The organism is Aeoliella fuhlenseeensis, assembly GCF_052161615.1.
In the GTDB taxonomy this organism is placed as follows: domain Bacteria; phylum Planctomycetota; class Planctomycetia; order Pirellulales; family Lacipirellulaceae; genus Aeoliella.
Genome location: NZ_CP197417.1, coordinates 1,129,175 through 1,145,747, shown reverse-complemented (window position 1 = coordinate 1,145,747; position 16,573 = coordinate 1,129,175). Strand labels below are relative to the sequence as shown.

At 59.1% G+C, this 16,573-nt stretch carries 15 protein-coding genes; 7 read left to right on the top strand and 8 right to left on the bottom strand.

Translation table 11 applies throughout. The features are described 5' to 3' along the window. The first annotated feature begins 8 nt into the window (after positions 1 to 8). Positions 9 to 1,838 carry a biotin/lipoyl-containing protein gene (locus tag SH292x_RS04570; RefSeq protein WP_442484401.1) on the top strand — a complete coding sequence of 610 codons (1,830 nt, stop codon included), beginning with the start codon at positions 9 to 11 and terminating at the stop codon, positions 1,836 to 1,838. A 15-nt stretch (positions 1,839 to 1,853) separates the two neighbouring features. Here the strand turns inward: SH292x_RS04570 and SH292x_RS04565 are convergent, their stop codons facing one another. From SH292x_RS04565 to SH292x_RS04535, 7 genes are all read right to left on the bottom strand, one after another. Beyond that, a complete protein-coding gene (locus SH292x_RS04565; RefSeq protein ID WP_442485847.1) occupies positions 1,854 to 2,051 on the bottom strand; it encodes a ParE family toxin-like protein in 198 nt (65 codons plus the stop codon). Between the two features lie 54 nt (positions 2,052 to 2,105). Next, positions 2,106 to 2,306: a hypothetical protein gene (locus SH292x_RS04560; protein ID WP_442484400.1), complete on the bottom strand. Its 201-nt coding sequence runs from the start codon at positions 2,304 to 2,306 to the stop codon at positions 2,106 to 2,108. A gap of 92 nt (positions 2,307 to 2,398) precedes the next feature. After that, complete coding sequence (locus tag SH292x_RS04555) at positions 2,399 to 2,890, bottom strand: DinB family protein (protein ID WP_442484399.1); 492 nt, start codon at positions 2,888 to 2,890, stop codon at positions 2,399 to 2,401. Between the two features lie 33 nt (positions 2,891 to 2,923). Continuing rightward, positions 2,924 to 4,024, bottom strand: coding sequence for a PfkB family carbohydrate kinase (locus tag SH292x_RS04550; protein ID WP_442484398.1), 1,101 nt, complete (start codon positions 4,022 to 4,024; stop codon positions 2,924 to 2,926). Between the two features lie 67 nt (positions 4,025 to 4,091). Further along, on the bottom strand, positions 4,092 to 4,718 hold the full coding sequence (gene eda, locus SH292x_RS04545) for a bifunctional 4-hydroxy-2-oxoglutarate aldolase/2-dehydro-3-deoxy-phosphogluconate aldolase (RefSeq protein WP_442484397.1): 627 nt from the start codon (positions 4,716 to 4,718) through the stop codon (positions 4,092 to 4,094). 15 nt (positions 4,719 to 4,733) lie between these two features. Next, positions 4,734 to 5,519 (bottom strand): 3-ketoacyl-ACP reductase, encoded by a 786-nt coding sequence (locus SH292x_RS04540; protein ID WP_442484396.1) that lies wholly within the window; start codon positions 5,517 to 5,519, stop codon positions 4,734 to 4,736. A gap of 18 nt (positions 5,520 to 5,537) precedes the next feature. Continuing rightward, positions 5,538 to 6,926 carry a glycosyl hydrolase gene (locus tag SH292x_RS04535; RefSeq protein ID WP_442484395.1) on the bottom strand — a complete coding sequence of 463 codons (1,389 nt, stop codon included), beginning with the start codon at positions 6,924 to 6,926 and terminating at the stop codon, positions 5,538 to 5,540. Between the two features lie 293 nt (positions 6,927 to 7,219). Here SH292x_RS04535 and SH292x_RS04530 point away from each other — a divergent pair, with 293 nt between their 5' ends. Continuing rightward, a complete protein-coding gene (locus SH292x_RS04530; protein WP_442484394.1) occupies positions 7,220 to 8,524 on the top strand; it encodes a hypothetical protein in 1,305 nt (434 codons plus the stop codon). A gap of 36 nt (positions 8,525 to 8,560) precedes the next feature. Further along, the gene (locus SH292x_RS04525) at positions 8,561 to 9,562 is read left to right on the top strand and encodes a PmoA family protein (protein WP_442484393.1); all 1,002 of its coding nucleotides are present in this window, start codon (positions 8,561 to 8,563) and stop codon (positions 9,560 to 9,562) included. A gap of 1 nt (position 9,563) precedes the next feature. Here SH292x_RS04525 and SH292x_RS04520 read toward each other — a convergent pair whose 3' ends face one another. Beyond that, entirely contained in the window at positions 9,564 to 11,537 is a 1,974-nt protein-coding gene (locus SH292x_RS04520; protein WP_442484392.1) for a RecQ family ATP-dependent DNA helicase, read from the bottom strand. Between the two features lie 165 nt (positions 11,538 to 11,702). On the opposite strand from SH292x_RS04520, the gene SH292x_RS04515 reads away from it, so the two are divergent. The 4 genes from SH292x_RS04515 (at position 11,703) to SH292x_RS04500 (ending at position 16,564) form a co-directional block, all read left to right on the top strand. Then, positions 11,703 to 12,572 (top strand): UbiA family prenyltransferase, encoded by an 870-nt coding sequence (locus tag SH292x_RS04515; protein ID WP_442484391.1) that lies wholly within the window; start codon positions 11,703 to 11,705, stop codon positions 12,570 to 12,572. A 109-nt stretch (positions 12,573 to 12,681) separates the two neighbouring features. After that, complete coding sequence (locus SH292x_RS04510) at positions 12,682 to 12,942, top strand: hypothetical protein (protein WP_442484390.1); 261 nt, start codon at positions 12,682 to 12,684, stop codon at positions 12,940 to 12,942. Between the two features lie 509 nt (positions 12,943 to 13,451). After that, a complete protein-coding gene (locus tag SH292x_RS04505; RefSeq protein WP_442484389.1) occupies positions 13,452 to 15,677 on the top strand; it encodes an HAD-IIB family hydrolase in 2,226 nt (741 codons plus the stop codon). Then, complete coding sequence (locus tag SH292x_RS04500; RefSeq protein WP_442484388.1) at positions 15,674 to 16,564, top strand: ROK family protein; 891 nt, start codon at positions 15,674 to 15,676, stop codon at positions 16,562 to 16,564. The genes SH292x_RS04505 and SH292x_RS04500 overlap by 4 nt, the downstream gene beginning before the upstream one ends. The last annotated feature ends 9 nt before the right edge of the window (positions 16,565 to 16,573 follow it).

The window sequence follows — 16,573 nt, the reverse complement described above, 5'->3', positions numbered from 1 at the left end:
GTATCACCGTGCCGAAGAAAAAAGTCGACTTCATGTGCACCGCGTTTCGCGACGGCTTTCAGTCCGTCTACGGAGCTCGTGTGCTGACCAAGGACTTCCTACCTGCTCTTGAAGCTGCTCGGCATGCGGGCATCGACTATTTCGAGGCCGGCGGCGGGGCGCGCTTCCAGTCGCTTTACTTCTACTGCCAGGAAGACGCGTTCGACATGATGGACGCCTTCCGCGCGACGGTCGGCCCCGATGCCAACCTGCAGACGCTCTCGCGCGGCGTCAACGTCGTCGGGCTCGACTCGCAGTCGAGCGATGTCATCAAGCTACATGCCGAGCTCTTCAAGAAGCACGGTATGACCACCATCCGCAACTTCGACGCCCTGAACGATGTCAACAACTTAATCTACAGCGGCCAGTGCATTGTCGATGCGGGCCTGCTGCACCAAGTTGTCGTCACGATGATGGAGCTGCCACCAGGCTGTGAAGGCGCGCACGACGCCGACTTCTACGCGAAGACCCTTCAGCAAATTCTCGACGCTGATATTCCCTATGACGCGGTTTGCTTCAAGGACGCCTCGGGCACCGCCGTACCTTCGAAGGTGTATGAGACCATCAAACGGGCGCGGAAGATGCTGCCCGCGAATACCTACATCCATTTTCATACTCATGAAACGGCCGGCGTCAGTGTGCTGGCGAACAAGGCGGCACTCGACGCCGGTGCCGACGCCATCGACTTGTCGCTCGCCCCCTGCTCCGGCGGCACCTGTCAGCCCGATATTTTGGTGATGTGGCACGCCCTGCGTGGCAGCGAGTATGAGCTCGATATCGACATCGATAAGGTTCGTGAAGCGGAAGAAGTCTTCAAGGAATGCATGAAGGACTACTTCCTTCCCCCCGAGGCGGTCGCTGTCGAACCGCTGATCCCGTGGAGCCCCATGCCTGGTGGCGCGCTCACCGCCAACACGCAGATGCTCCGCGACAATGGCATCATGGACAAGTATCCGGAGATGATCCGAGCGATGGGCGATGTCGTTCGCCTCGGTGGCTACGGCACCTCGGTCACGCCTGTGTCGCAGTTCTACTTTCAGCAGGCCTTTAACAACGTCATGTTTGGTCCGTGGGAGAAGATCGCCGAACCTTATGGCCAGATGGTCCTCGGTTACTTCGGTAAAACACCGGTGCCGCCAGACCCCAAGATTGTCGAACTTGCATCCACTCAGCTAGGCCTCGAGCCAACCCTTCGCGCGCCGCTGGAGATGAACGACGAAGACCCAAAGAAGGGACTCGAAGCTGCGCGTAAGACGCTGAAAGAGCACAGCCTTCCCGAGAGCGACGAGAACCTATTCATTGTCGCAACGTGCGGGGCCAAAGGCATTGCTTTTCTCGAAGGCAAAGCGGAACTCGGGGTTCGCAAAGTCGAAAAGACGTCCAAGTCCGACACCGTCCCCGCCGCGACGCCACCGGCGCCGAATCAACCGGCCGAGTACACGGTAACCGTCAACGGCAAGGACTATTTCCTGGCGTTCAACGGCAACAACGTCGTGGTGGATGGCAACACCTACCAGGTAGCACTCACCCCGCGATCTGGCAGTCGTGCGCCTGGAAATTCCGACCCTAGCCCTCCGTCCGCCGCCACGACGGTCGTCCAGTCGCAGATGCCAGGACTACTGCTTCGAGTGAACGTCAAACCGGGCGAGCGCGTGAGATCCGGCCAACCGCTGTTCGTACTTGAAGCGATGAAGATGGAAGTGCCAGTACCGGCCCCCGTGGATGGCGTCGTCAAGGAACTGCTGGTCCAAGCAGGGCAGCAGATTGCAAATCACCAGGACATGGCGGTGCTGGGGTAAGAGGGATGTCGCGTCTTATTTAATGATGCGGTCGTATTCGCTATGGTGGCCGATCCAGACCCAGACGTAGCCCGACTCGTCCTCTATAGCCAAAGCCCTATACGATCTCCCCACGCGGGCTGACCAAAAGTGTCCCAGTTTCTTGAAGCGAATTGATGGATGCTTGCAATCCTGCTTGAGCAACTCAAAGCTCTTCCTAGCTAGTTGCTGCACTTCTGGGTCAAGACATCGGAACCGCGCCCAGAACTGTGGAGTTGTGCGATGCACTTACAGCTCTCCCAGCTCATTTCGCGCCGCAGCTTGCTTTGCCTCATCGATCAGAAAATCCAACCTTCCGGAATCGGAGTCTCTTTCGATGTCACGATCCCAGCGTTCCCAGTCTCGTTCCTCAAACCACGAACGAAGGATCGCCAGATCATGCGGCGTGAGTGCGTCTATAGCCGATTGAATTGCTTCTACTTCAGTCATCAATAAGTCTCCTGCGTCCCCTTACACTCCATTGAAGCAAGCAGGTTCTTTAGAGTCAATCCAAGTTGTGGAGAGCAAACCTACTACGGAAATCATCCCGGCACGTACGCCTCCGGTACCTCGACGCCATTCAGCCGCAAGTACACCCGGAGAATCGCTCGGTGGTGCACCATGTGGCTGAGGCCGAAGTTTCGTAGCACGGAGTTACGCGACATCGTGAAGAGTGGCACGCCACCGCGAGCGAGGGTCCACGGGTCGTCGATCGTTTCGTCTTTGGCTTTGGAGAACGCGGATCGGGCTCGTTCGACGTTGGAGTCGAAAAGCTCAACGATCTCGCTCGCCTTCGTCAGCTTCGGCGACACATACTCTTCCTCGCCGGGGGGCGCAATGTCCCACACGTCGTAGTCAAAGATGCCGGCGATCCAGTCGGCGATCTCCGCCAGGTGATTGGCGTTCCAACCAATAGTCATCATGCCTTCGCGAGCTTTCCAGTCCAGCAGTTCGTCGGGCACCAGCAGCAGAACCTCGCGGGTGCGGGCTACTTCATGTTCAAACTCCGCCAACAATCGATCGACGTAACGCATCTGCACTCCTCTGGTCCAAATTAAACGTTTGCCTTAGCGATCCACGCGGGCCGACCCGCCAGCGGCGAGCTTCTCGACTTCTTTCAGCGTTGCCATCGTGGTGTCACCCGGCGTCGTCATCGCCAGGGCACCGTGTGCCGCGCCGTACTCCACCGCCATCTGGGCGTCGCCGGTCGTCATCATTCCGTAGATGAAGCCGGACGCAAAGCTATCGCCGCCACCAACACGGTCCAATATTTCGAGGTTCTCTCGATGCGTGGCCTCGTAGAACTTGCCGTCGTACCAAGCTAGCGCCCCCCAATCGTTGGTGCTCGCCGATCGAACGGTGCGGAGCGTGGTGGCCGTTGCTCGGAAGTTGGGATACTCTTCGACCGCCCGTTCGATCATCCGTTTGTAGCCCTCAAGCGGCAGCTCTTGGTGTTGTTCGTCGAGGCCCGGTACTTCTAGTCCCAGGCAGGCGGTGAAGTCTTCTTCGTTGCCAATCATCACGTCCACCAGCTTCGCGATGCGGCGATTCACTTCTTGCGCTCGCGTCTGACCGCCGATCGACTTCCAGAGCGATGGCCGATAGTTGAGATCGTAAGACGTGACGACACCATGCTGCTTTGCAATCGTAAGGGCTTCTTCCACAACATCGGGCGTGGTGTCCGACAGGGCGGCGAAGATACCACCAGTGTGGAACCAGCGAACTCCTTGCTTGCCGAAGAGTGTAGGCCAGTCGATGTCGCCGACCTTCAGTTGCGATGCGGCGGTTAGCCCTCGATCGGAGCAACCGACCGCCCCACGAACCCCGAAGCCTCGTTCGGTGAAGTTCAAACCATTCCGCACCGTTCGGCCGATGCCATCGTATGGAACCCAGCGAAGGTACGAGAGATCGACGCCCCCTTGGAGCATCAGATCCTCAACCAGCCGTCCGACTTCGTTGTCGGCAAGTGCCGTGACGATCGCGGTGCGCATGCCAAAACAACGCCGCAGTCCGCGGGCGACGTTGTACTCCCCCCCGCCCTCCCAGGCTTGAAACTGCCGCGTAGTGCGAACGCGTCCCTCGCCAGGGTCGAGGCGAAGCATCACCTCGCCTAGCGACACTTGATCGAAAACACAGGAGCCGGAAGGTTTGATCTGAAGAGATGCCATGGAGAGCTTCGGTTGGCTATCCGACGAGGCGTAGCTCATCGGCTGTTTCATTTGGAGACGGATTGCGTTATTGCCTGACCAGCGCCACCGCTTCGGCGACCGCCTGCCGAACGGGGTCGAAGTCGCCAGTTGCGTAAAGCGATGGGCTTACCATCCAACTTCCCCCACACGCCACGACGCGATCGAAGGCTAAGTAGTCCCGCACATTCTGCGGACCAATTCCGCCCGTGGGCAGGAACCGAAGAGTACGATAGGGCCCGGCGAGTGCCTTGATCGTCGCCAACCCACCGAAAGCCTCGGCGGGGAAAAACTTGACGACTTCGATCTCGTGCTCCAGCGCCTGCTCGATCTCCGTCGGCGTGCACACACCCGGGAAGATGGGCATGCCGATCGACACCGCGTGGCTGACCACTTTTGGATTGAAACCGGGCGACACTAAGAAACTGGCACCCGCCGCTTGCGCTTGATTGGCTTGTTCGATGTTGAGCACCGTGCCCGCTCCCACTAGCAGGTCGCCGCGTTTGGCCATTCGCTCGATGACCTGTAGCGCCGCTGGCGTGCGAAACGTGACCTCCGCCACAGGCAGTCCACCCGCCACGAGCGCCTCGGCGAGCGGTTCGGCACGCGAAGCGTCGTCTAGTGCAATGACCGGCACCAAGCGATGGAGTTCAAGCTGTTCACAAATCTTGTTCATGTTGGATTTATTCTTTTATAGACGCCGCAGCGTTAGCCCACCATCGATCGGCAAAACGGCACCGGTCGCGTAGCTCAGCGCACCACTGGCCAGCACCGCCACCGCTCGGCCAATATCTTCCGGCGTTCCCCAGCGTGGTTCGACGGTTAATCCCTCAGCAAGCAACTTGTCATATTTCTCGGTGACGCCGGCCGTCATGTCGGTACGAATCACGCCGGGCCGAACTTCATAGACGGGAATGCCGAACTCGCCGAGCCGCGCGGCCCAAAGCTGCGTCGCCATCGCTACGCCGGCTTTCGAGATGCAGTAGTCCCCGCGATTCACCGACGCCACGGTTGCACTGATGCTCGATACGTTGATAACGGCCCCTTGGAATTGAGCGTCTGCCCTTCGTTGCTCAATAATCCACTTGGCGACGGCTTGCGTGAGAAAGTACGGGCCGCGAAGGTTGATTCGAATCAAACGATCGAAACTTTCGGGCGTGGCGTCGAGCAAGTCGGCTCGAACCTCCGGTGCGACACCCGCGTTGTTCACCAGCACATCGAGACGCCCAAACCGCGCGCGAATCTCCGACAGCATTGTGCCGTGATCGGCGAGTTCTCCAATGTCGGCTTGGCAATAGAGCGTCGCCGCGCCCCGCGATTCGATATCGGCAATTGCTTCGGCAACTTCACCCAAGGGGCGGCGGCCATTGATCACCACATCAAACCCTGCCCCGGCCAACGCGCATGCAACGCCGTGACCAATGCCTCGGCTGCCGCCAGTAACTAACGCAACTCGCTTGTGTGATGCTGTAGACATAGAGGGCTGCATTCAAACTTACTTAGTGCGGGGAGGACCATAGAAGGTGTAGTACGGCTCGCCCTTCGCCAAGCGGCCAACGTAAAGCGCCGCCTCGCGAAGGTGGTAATCGCCCCACATGCACGACTCGCCCACGGGAACTTTGCGGCCGAGCGGCACATGGTCCCAGCCGTTGGGTTGATGGTAAACCGTGTGAAGCAACAGTCCTTCATGGCGATCGTCGGTCGAAAGGTACGGCTCGTCGAGCAACGTGTGAAGAACGGTGAGCCCCGCCTGCGTGTACCTTGCGGCCGCTGCGGGATCACTAGACTCAAGATAATGCCCCAACCGCAACAACCCCTGGCACGCGATCGCGGCGGCGGAGCTATCGACGGGCTCGACGTCGTTGAAGGGGTTCGCAGGTTTATCGAGGTAATCGCCAAGTTGGGGGAGCCCTGGCGCGCCGGTGTCCCAGTAAGGCACGCCGCACGTTGGGGTGTACTCGATGTAGAAGTCGCAAGTTGCTCGGGCGGCTTTCAGGAACAACTGCTCGATGGCTTCTCTTCCGCCATGCGGCTCTAGCTCCGCATCCTCACGCGTCGCCAGCCACTCTAGCTGTTCTGGGAAACCAACCATCGCCCACGCCAAACCGCGAGTCCAGGTACTGAACGGCGAATAGCCTTGCTGCGACGACGGCGCGCGATAGTCGCCATTGTTGGTGTTGAACAGCGACTCGTGTGCTGTTCGCCCGCGAACGTCGTAGGTGTCGCGATCCTCGCCGTACCAAATATTGTACTTCGCGGTGGCGCTACCATGGTCGATGATCCGCTCCAGCAAACTAATTCGCTCGTCGCGTTCGCCCATGAACGAGTGGCCCAACTGGTGCGACCAAGCGATCGCTCGACAGGAACGGATGGTGTCGACAAATAACGACTGCGGGCCATTGAACGAGTAGATGTAGCCCCCCTTCTCGCGCGTCGTCGACCACCGCGAGGCTTGCACCGCTCCGGTTGCCTTGAGAGCGAGCTCGTAGAAGTTTCGCTCCCATTCGTTATCGGGGATGCGACCTTCGTTCATCAACCGTAACAGCGTGCCATAGGTGCTCACGTTGTTGAAGCCGTGATCATGGACGCCGATGTGGGTGATGTGCGGCGCCATCGCGGCCACCGTACGGTCGCGGCCGAGTTCGAGATATCGCTCGTCACCCGTCGCGTCGAACTGCAGCAGCAGGCTGCCGTACTGAAAGCCTTGCGTCCATTCGGTCCAGCCTTGGGCTTGGTAGAGCCCGTCGATCGTAAAAACCGGAGTTGGGCTGCCGATTTTCCAGCGTCCTTCAATGCGATCGAGGCGGTCTGCTGAGGCCGACCACATCTTAGCGATTCGGGGCAGAAGATCGCTGGGCGTCAGCTCTTGTTGGACGTAAATCATCGGAGAAAAAGCAAAATAGGGAGTTACTAAGAAATCGGCGTTGGTGACGTTCGTCGATTCTACACCACGCGTTCGCGCCGAGTCAGGGGAATGGCTGGTCGGGACTCTGTGGGTCGCTCGGCACCACGGCTTGGTTTAAAATACACCCGGCGTCTCCCCGCCAATTCGCCGAGCTCGCAACTACGGTCGCGAATTGACTTATAAAGGATGCACCTCACCTCCGATTGAAGGCGTTTAAGGGCTATGGGGCCTACGACTTCCTCCTCTCTCCATTCTCCAACAAATTGATAAGCGTGGATCGCACTGAACTTCATCATCAAGTCCGCCAGGTCGTAGACACCACTCCCGTGTGGGACCTGCACACCCATTTGTATCCCCCGACCTTTGGCACTCCGATGGCGGGCGGCGGACGGCACGGGGCGGACCCGAGGGGGCTCATGCTGTGGGGCATCGACGAACTTTTGACCTACCATTACTTGGTGGCGGAAGTCTTTCGAGTGGTGCCATCGCGGAAGTTGCCCTACGACACTTTCTGGAAGATGACGAAAGAGGATCAAGCCGATCACATTTGGCAGCACCTGTTCGTCGAGCGTTCGCCCGTCAGCGAAGCGTGCCGCGGTGTGCTGACAACTCTTGCAAGGTTGGGATTGGATCCGTCGGACAAGAACCTCGCTGGTTATCGCCGGTGGTTCGCTGAACAAGACCCTGACAAACACATCGACCGTGTGATGGAAGTGTCGGGCGTTTCGCGAATCACTATGACCAACGACGTGTTTGACGACAACGAGCGCGAGCGGTGGTTGGCTGATGGCCGAGTTGGCAGCGACCCGCGGTTTGCACCGGTGCTGCGATTCGACCCGCTGGTGTGCGACTGGCCGACCGCCGCAAAGAAAATGTCCGCGTGGGGATACGAGACGACCGAAGAGATCTCGCCTCGGTGTATCGCCGAGGTGCAGCGATTCCTTGGCGACTGGATCAATCGCATCGGTGCCCTTTACTGCGCGGTGAGTTTGCCCCCGACTTTCCGCTACTTGGGTCCTGACGACCGACAGGCAAGCAGCGTGATATTCCGCGAGGCGATCCTGCCGGCACTCGAAGAACGCAACCTGACGATGGCCTTGATGATCGGCGTCACACGGGGCGTGAATCCGCGGCTGACCCTCGCGGGCGACGCCTTGGAGAAGGCCGACGTGATGAGCGTTTCGCGCCTTTGTGCCGACTTCCCCAACAACCGTTTTCTGGTGACTCTGTTGTCTCGCGAAAACCAGCACGAGCTCGCCGTCGCGGCTCGGAAGTTTGACAATTTGATGCTGTTTGGCTGCTGGTGGTTCTTGAACAATCCCTCGCTCATCGAAGAGATGACGCGGATGCGAATGGAGTTGCTGGGCCTGTCGTTCGCGCCCCAACACTCCGATGCCCGGGTGCTCGAGCAAATCGTCTACAAATGGGCTCACAGCCGCGAAATCATCGCCAAGGTGCTGGCCGACAAGTACGCCGACATCGCTGCGACCGGCTGGCCAATCACCGAAGCGGACATGCGGCGCGATGTTCAGCTGTTGCTGTGCGACAACTTCGCTCGATTCGTCGCTGGCGAGTAGTTCTTTAACTCCAATGCTTTTGAAAGATTTCTGAAGATGAATACTAGGCTGGGCCTGAGAATGTCGCGTGCCACGAAGGCGTTGGTAGCTGTAGCCATACTCGTAAGCATTTTGTGCTGCTCCCCGTCCCAAGCGGCGGAACTCGCATACACTCAAGAAGAAGATGGCGTAACCATCACGGTCGATGGAGATCTCTTCACTCGCTACGTGTTCTCTTCCGGCACGAAGCCCATTCTCTACCCAGTCGTTAGCCCCAGCGGAGTGCCGGTTACGCGAAGCTACCCCATCGAGGACGCCCGGCCGCACGAGAGCAAGGACCACCCTCACCATCGCTCGCTTTGGTTCGGGTACCAGGGGATCAATGGCGTCGACTTCTGGCTGGAGCCTTCGGACCCGAAGAAGCCCAAGCCCACCGATGGCCGGCAAATCCATCGCGGCATCAAGAAGCTCGAGAAGGATGGCGATACGATTCTCTTGATCACGGAAAACGACTACGTCGACGCCGCGGACAAGCTGGTAGCCAAGGACGAACGCACCATTCGTTTCGGCACGGATGACAATGGCGCCCGATGGATCGACTACACGATTAAGCTCTGGTCGCCCAACGGCCCGCTGAAGTTGAGCGATACTAAGGAGGGTGCCTTCGCGGTCCGCGTGGCCGGATCGATGGACGTCGCGAAGAAGCTTGGAGGCACGTTCGTCAACAGCCACGGCGACGTGGATCAACGCGGAGCGTGGGGCAAACCGGCTGCGTGGGTTGACTACCAAGGTCCGGTAGAAGGCGAAGAAGTTGGCATCGCCATTCTCGCCCATCCCTCGAGCCTGCAGGCCGAACCTCGCTGGCATGTCCGTGACTACGGGCTGTTCACCGCGAACCCCATTGGTGCTCACGACTACTCGGGTGGCAAAGTGAAAGGTGGCCTGGAGCGTCCGGAGGGCGAGCCAATCGTGCTGCGTCATCGCGTGATAGTTCATAAGGGAGATCACCTCGACGCCGACATTGCCGGCAGCTACGCCCGCTACGCCGAATCGGAATAGTCTAGTCGGGAAGCCCCAGTTCTTCGCACGCTCCCATTACTTCGGCGAACGGGACGTGAATCAACTCGCCGAAGCTCTTGTGGGTACGAAGCTTGGCCCGGCTTGAGGCCGGCGACGTGACGCCGCACAGAAAACGGGTCATCTGCCTGGCGGTCGCCAGAGCCTTATGCCGTTCGGAGGCAACAGCGCGGATCGTTTGCCGATCGCTATCCGTGAGCGATGCGGGCGTACCCCCCAGCGGTTTGCCTGCAACGCCGGCACAGCGATCGCAATGACCACACGGCTCTCGTTGCTCACCAAAGTACTCCAGCAGCGTCTGGGTCAGGCAGCCCGTGGATTCGGCGAGGTCGATTACATTGTGGATGCGAGCGATGTCGTTTTGCTCGCGTGTCACGAAGCGATCAAACAGCGAATCCACCACCGCTGGCAGATCTTCAACTCTTTTGGTGATGCGATAACCGTTGCGAACACCAGTAGTCTCCAACACCAGATCGCCTTGCTGATCGAGGTAGTCGAGCGCTGCCACGATGCGGTCGCGCGGCTCGCGGAGCGCATCGGAGGCCTTCGCCACGTCGATTGAAAACCACACGCTCGCCTGCTTGGCTTGCTTAAAGATGCTACCGATAAACTTTGCCCGGTCGGCGTCAAAACGAGCAAGGATTTCGGCCGAACGCCGCAGCGGTTTGAAGCGGTACTGCGTAAAAATCGCGCCGGTCGGCTGGACGATGCCTTCTAATTCCAGATAGGTCATCAGCGTTCGGACGACGATATCGCGGACATCGTGGTTGTTGGAAAGATCGTAGAGCGACAACTCGACCTCGTCACCACGGGTGCCGAGTACCTCTTCCACGAGGCTCGCAATGGCAGAGCGGGTGGGAGTATCGCCGTAGCTGAAATTTTCGAGTGTGATGACATCGTCGGCCGAGCCCAATAGTTCGCAGTGCGCTGGCTCGCCATCGCGGCCGGCGCGGCCGATTTCCTGCATGTAGCTTTCAATGCCCTTGGGCAAATTGTAATGGTAGACCGATCGGATATTCGCCTTGTCGATTCCCATCCCGAAAGCGATCGTCGCGACCACCACCATGTCGTCTGCCGCCATGAAGGCATCCTGGATTTCGTTCCGCTTATCGGTACCTAGCCCTGCGTGATAGGCCCGAGCGCTGATCCCCTGCCCCGCGAGAAACGCCGCGACTTGTTCGGCAGTCTTCTGCAACGTGACGTACACAATGGCCGGGCCGACGGGACGCTCCTTGATTCGCTTGAGCAACACGTCGCGGCGTTCCTGATCGGTCGCGCAAGGCGTGGCGTGAAGGTGTAGGTTGGGGCGGTAGAAGCCGGTCTGCACCACCTCCCCGGGCTCGATGCTGAACGCCTCGGCAATATCCCCGGCGACCTCGGGCGTCGCAGTGGCAGTGAGGGCTAACACTCGTGGAATCTCAAGCTTCGCCGCAAGCGACGCAATCCGCAGGTAGTCGGGCCGAAAGTTGTGTCCCCATTGGCTAATGCAGTGCGCCTCGTCGACGGCAAGCATCGCAATTTTGAGCCGTTCCAGGGTTTTGAGGAACCGCTCGTTCCCCAATCGTTCGGGCGAAACGTACAGCAACCGCGTTCGCCCCGCATGCAGGTCGTCGTAGACCTGAAGATTTTCCTCCCGCGTTAGACTCGAATCGAGCCGCGCGGCGGCGACACCGCGGCGGATGAGAAAATCGAGCTGGTCTTTCATCAGGGCGATAAGTGGCGAGACAACGATCGTGACGCCATCTAGCAGTAGCGCCGGGAGCTGATAACACAGGCTTTTTCCGCCGCCGGTCGGAAAAATCGCGAGAGACGACCTTCCCTGCAGCAAACACCGGATGACGTCCGCCTGCCCCGGCCTGAGAGATTCGAACCCGTACACTTCGCGGAGCTTCGCCGCCGCTTCGCGTGGAATACCGTTAGCGTTATCTTGATTGGCTGGAGCGATGGTGGCTGTCATGTTGCAATCTCCCCCGAGAATTTCAGTTCACTACCTACAATGTACGCCCGTTCAATCCACCTATACTACCGATCTTCCGACCCGGTGCAAGCACTTTTTTGAACATCTGCACAGTTTTCCGAAATTTGCGTTTTTGCCTGGGAGCTTTCCATTACTACCCGCGAAGTGCTGCAGGTTGCCCGCCCCGGGCTGTGGTCCACGCACCTTTGGTTTTACCTGCTGCCACTCGGTGGGTATCGGGTGCTCGACACGCTGGGGTTTTGGCTGGGGGCGGTGTACGTCACGTTTCCACTGGGGCTTTTGCTCTATGGCTGGAACGACTGGGCCGACTATGAAACCGACTCGCGCAATCCGCGAAAAGGCAATGTCCTTTTTGGTGCGCGGCTTTCGAAGCCTTCGCTCGCCAAGTTGCCGTGGTGGATCGCGGTGGTGCAGGTGCCGTTCTTCATCGCCTTCATTTGGCTAGTCGGCGCGAAGTTCCTTCTATGGATCGCAGCGGCGGTGGTCGTCAATACGCTCTACAATTCGCCGCGATTGGATTTCAAAGGCCGCCCGCTGCTTGACGTGCTGTGCCAAAGTGGCTACCTGCTGGTGTTCGTGCTGGCAAGTTGGGTGAACGACGTGCCGCAGTTGCCCTGGCCCGTGTTTATTTTCGGAATGCTGTTCGCCATGCACTCGCATCTGCTCGGCGAGACGGCCGACGTTGGGCCCGATCGCGCGGCGGGGCGTCGCACGACGGCCGTGGTGATTGGCGTCAGATGGACGAAGCTCGTGGTTGCGGCTCTTCTCTTTATCGAGGCGGGCGTCTTGGCGAACTGGGTGGGCGACGTGTCGACCTCGTACGAGGCGGAACTAGCTCGCCGGTGGGTGGTGGGGTTCCTCGCCCTCGCGGGACTGGGGTTTCTGATAGATGCCGCGGTGCATGGCAACCGGGCCATCCCGGCACGACACTTGGCGATTGTGCTGATTGTGTGGAATTTAGTGGCCATCGCGAGCATGTATGCAGTCTGGCGAGCCGGGTTCTTCGTGCAATAGATAGTACGTGTGCAATAGTTACCGAGAACCCCTGTAAGGTTGGTTTGTAATTCCGTCTTCGCTTGAGGACGGGTGGGGTGTAAAGAATATGTTTCCAGGAGTTGATGCAATGCGTATGTTTGGACTTTGCCTGGCTTTGGCCGGCGTGATGCTGTGCGGCGTTGGTTGCTCGAAGACGACTGTCGACAAGGCGGGTGATGCCGTTGAAGCGACTGGCGATGCGATCGGTAGCGCTGCCAAGGACACGGCTGAGAACGTCGAGAAGATGGGAGACGAGGTGAAGGAAGCTGTCACTGGCGAACCAGAGGTCGAAGCTCCCGCCACCGACACGCCTGCTGCCGAGGCCCCCGCGACCGAAGCTCCTAAGTAAGGTCTCGCGAATCACTAAAGGCAGCGGAGCGACGTGCGAAAGCATGCTCACTCCGCTGCCTTTTTTTATTTTTATTTTCTCTTCTCGGCGCGAATCAATCTGGGGCAGCGTGCGACACATTTGGTCACTCGCTGATCGACGTGGTCACCCTGAGTCCACCTTCTTCGCTATTCAGCAAACACGCTATTCGAGTGCTCGTCACGACTTACGTCGAATCTTGGCAGCTTAGGTCAATTGTGACGTTCATGGCGCGCTAGTTGCTCTCTCGCATCACCACTCCCGGGCTCGCACCCTCTTGCGGGTGTCTAGCATTGAGATCGGTGCGAACTCGATGACAATCATCCGTTACACTGAGGTGCACGAAGGTCTTCGACTCTGCCTCCAAACGCGACGGAGTGTTCCGCGTGGAGTCGAATCGTCCCACCTCTGGAAACATGGCTTGTCCAACTTCCATTGAAGCCACACGCTACTACTTCTAAAACTGAAGACACGAGACCCGCAACAACATCATGTACATTCAACTCGTCAGCATTCATGGCCTGGTTCGTGGTCGGAATGTGGAGATGGGAGCCGATGCCGATACCGGCGGTCAAATTCGCTACGTCCTCGAACTCGCTCAAACGCTCGCCAAACATCCCGCCGTCGACGCCGTGGATCTCTTTACGCGCCGCATCCGCGACAAACGCGTGTCGCCCGACTACGGCCAGGACATCGAAGAGCTCTCAGAAAACTGCCGCATCGTTCGCCTGCCATGCGGGCCAGGTCGATATCTGCGGAAGGAACGACTCTGGCCTTATCTCGAGGACTTCGTTGACGCGATGATTTCATTCACCGCGCGCGAGGGTCGCAGCCCTGCGGTTGTTCATGGCCACTACGCCGACGCAGGCTACGTTGCCAAGGAAGTTGCCTCGGCGTATGGGGTGCCGTTCGTGTTCACGGGGCACTCGCTCGGCAAGCCGAAGCTCGACTATTTGCTTGAAGAGGGCTGGTCTCTCGAACAAGCGAACAAAGAGCTAGCCATCGAGCACCGCATCAACATCGAGCAAGAGTGCCTCGCTGCAGCGGACGCAGTGATCACCAGCACGCGTCACGAGCGCGACCAGCAGTACGGAAAGTATCACAAGAGTGATGAACTCGAGTTTCATGTCATCCCACCAGGCACCGACCTCCAGCGTTTTTTTCCGTATTACGATTACGACTTTGCCGGTACGGAGATCGACGAGCGGTTCAAACAAGCTCGCGTTCGTCTGCACGCCGATCTCAATCGCTTCTACACATCGCCCGAGAAGCCACTGATCCTGGCGCTCTGCCGCCCCGATCGGCGCAAGAATATCGGCGCGCTCATCGAAGCCTACGGCAACAGCCGAGAGCTGCAGGCGATCGCCAACCTGGCTATCTTCGCCGGTATTCGCAACGACATCGAGTCGATGCCTGAGAACGAGCAGCGTGTGCTCACCGACATGCTGCTGGCGATGGATCGTTACAACCTGTACGGCAAGCTGGCGATTCCGAAACACCATGACTCGGAGTACGAGGTGCCGGAGCTCTATCGAATGGCAGCGGCGAGTCGTGGAATCTTCGTCAACACGGCGTTCGTCGAGCTGTTTGGCCTGACGTCGATTGAGTCGTCGGCGGTCGGCCTTCCTTTCGTCGTTACCGAGAATGGTGGCCCCCAGGACATCGCCGAGAACTGCGAAAGTGGTCTACTGGTGAACGTGAACGACCAATGCCAGCTCACCAGTTCGATGCTCGAACTGTTAACGGACGATCAGAAATGGAACGTCTGCTCGTCGAACGGCGTCAATCGCGTCCGCGAGCACTACACATGGGAGACGCATGTCGAGCACTTTGTTGACGCACTGAACCACCTAAAAACTGGGCCCACTTTGTCCGTCACCAGTACAACCGGCGCGCCCGTGAAGCAGCGGCTGGCGTCGCTCGACCGTCTGCTAATCACCGACATCGACAACACGCTGATCGGTGACGACGCTGCGCTGATGCAGCTCAAGGAGCTGCTCGCCGATCATCGCGGTACACTCGGCTTTGGCATCGCTTCGGGGCGTTCGCTCGAACTCGTCCAGCAGGTGCTCGACGAGTACGGCATCCACGACATCGACGTGGTGATCTCGTCCGTGGGTGCGGAGATCTACTATGGCGCTGAATTCTCCCCCGACCGCGGCTGGGCGACGCAGCTTCGTTCAAAGTGGAAACCCGACCGCATCCGCGACGCCCTCGACAAACTCGATTTCTTGCACCTGCAAGATCGTGATCACGCCCAGCGCGAGTTCAAGATCAGCTACGACCTTGCGGCGGATATCACCATGGAAGAAGCCGAACCACTACTGCACGCGGCGCTCGATAGCACCGAGTCGGCTTACTCGCTCATTATGTCGCATGGGGCGTACGTGGACGTGCTTCCCCATCGGGCTTCAAAGGGCAAGGCGGTGCGATACCTTTCGCGAAAATGGGACATTCCCATCGAGCAAGTTGCCACCGCCGGAGACTCGGGCAACGATCGCGACATGCTGCAAGGGCGTACGGCGGGCATCGTGGTTGGCAACCACGACCGCGAACTGGCATCGCTCAAGACCCATGCCCGAAGCCATCGCATCCACTTCTCGAAAGGTTGCTACGCACACGGTATCATCGAAGGTCTGAAGCACTACGGCCTCCTGGACGAGAACGTGGCGAACTTTGATATCGGGCAACTGGAAGAACTGGAGAAAGCTGTATGAGTGGCCCCCTTTATGGTGCGGTGGAGGCGGGTGGCACGAAGTTCCTTTGCATGGTGGCGAGCGGGCCCCAGCACATTGTCGCCCAAGAGCGATTCGACACCGCCACGCCAAGTGTGGTGCTCCCGCAAGTCATTGAGTTCTTTCGCCAAACAATCGAGCAGCATGGCAAGCTGTCGGGTATTGGCGTGGGCTCATTTGGGCCAATTGACCTCAACCGCAACTCGCCCAGCTATGGCTACATCACCGCAACGCCCAAGGCCCATTGGTCGAACATCGATCTCGTCGGCCCTCTGCGTAAAGCGTTTGGCGTCCCCGTGGCGTTCGATACCGATGTCAACGCGGCGGCAGTGGGCGAGCATCGCTGGGGAGCCGCGCAAGGACTCGACACCTTCATTTACCTGACCATCGGCACCGGAATTGGCGGCGGCGGTATGGTCGCGGGTCGCGTGATGCATGGCTTGGTGCACCCCGAGATGGGCCACATGCGCGTGCCGCGCGATGCCGAAGTCGACCCTTTCACCGGCGCGTGCCCCTTTCATGGCGACTGCCTCGAAGGCCTCGCGAGCGGCCCGGCGATCGAGGCCCGTTGGGGAAAGCCGGCTACCGCGTTTGACGCAAACCATCCAGCTTGGAAGCTCGAAGCCGATTATCTCGCGCAGGCCATCGTGAACCTCGTATGCACGGTCTCGCCCCAACGAGTGATCTTGGGGGGTGGCGTGATGCAGCAGGCGTTCCTTCTGCCGATGATTCGCGAACGCGTGCTGAGCTTGCTCAACAATTACGTCCAGTCGCCCGCGATTCTCAGCGAAATCGACTCCTACGTCGTCGCTCCGGGACTGGGACCGCAGGCCGGGATTCTCGGATCCCTTGCAATGGCGATGGAATAAGCCGAACTC

Excerpts from the sequence above, each read along its gene's own strand:
- SH292x_RS04560 (WP_442484400.1), bottom strand. The coding sequence starts at position 2,306 with ATGACTGAAGTAGAAGCAATTCAATCGGCTATAGACGCACTCACGCCG.
- SH292x_RS04555 (WP_442484399.1), bottom strand. The coding sequence starts at position 2,890 with ATGCGTTACGTCGATCGATTGTTGGCGGAGTTTGAACATGAAGTAGCC.
- SH292x_RS04550 (WP_442484398.1), bottom strand. The coding sequence starts at position 4,024 with ATGGCATCTCTTCAGATCAAACCTTCCGGCTCCTGTGTTTTCGATCAA.
- eda (WP_442484397.1), bottom strand. The coding sequence starts at position 4,718 with ATGAACAAGATTTGTGAACAGCTTGAACTCCATCGCTTGGTGCCGGTC.
- SH292x_RS04540 (WP_442484396.1), bottom strand. The coding sequence starts at position 5,519 with ATGTCTACAGCATCACACAAGCGAGTTGCGTTAGTTACTGGCGGCAGC.
- SH292x_RS04535 (WP_442484395.1), bottom strand. The coding sequence starts at position 6,926 with ATGATTTACGTCCAACAAGAGCTGACGCCCAGCGATCTTCTGCCCCGA.
- SH292x_RS04525 (WP_442484393.1), top strand. The coding sequence starts at position 8,561 with ATGAATACTAGGCTGGGCCTGAGAATGTCGCGTGCCACGAAGGCGTTG.
- SH292x_RS04520 (WP_442484392.1), bottom strand. The coding sequence starts at position 11,537 with ATGACAGCCACCATCGCTCCAGCCAATCAAGATAACGCTAACGGTATT.
- SH292x_RS04510 (WP_442484390.1), top strand. The coding sequence starts at position 12,682 with ATGCGTATGTTTGGACTTTGCCTGGCTTTGGCCGGCGTGATGCTGTGC.
- SH292x_RS04505 (WP_442484389.1), top strand. The coding sequence starts at position 13,452 with ATGTACATTCAACTCGTCAGCATTCATGGCCTGGTTCGTGGTCGGAAT.
- SH292x_RS04500 (WP_442484388.1), top strand. The coding sequence starts at position 15,674 with ATGAGTGGCCCCCTTTATGGTGCGGTGGAGGCGGGTGGCACGAAGTTC.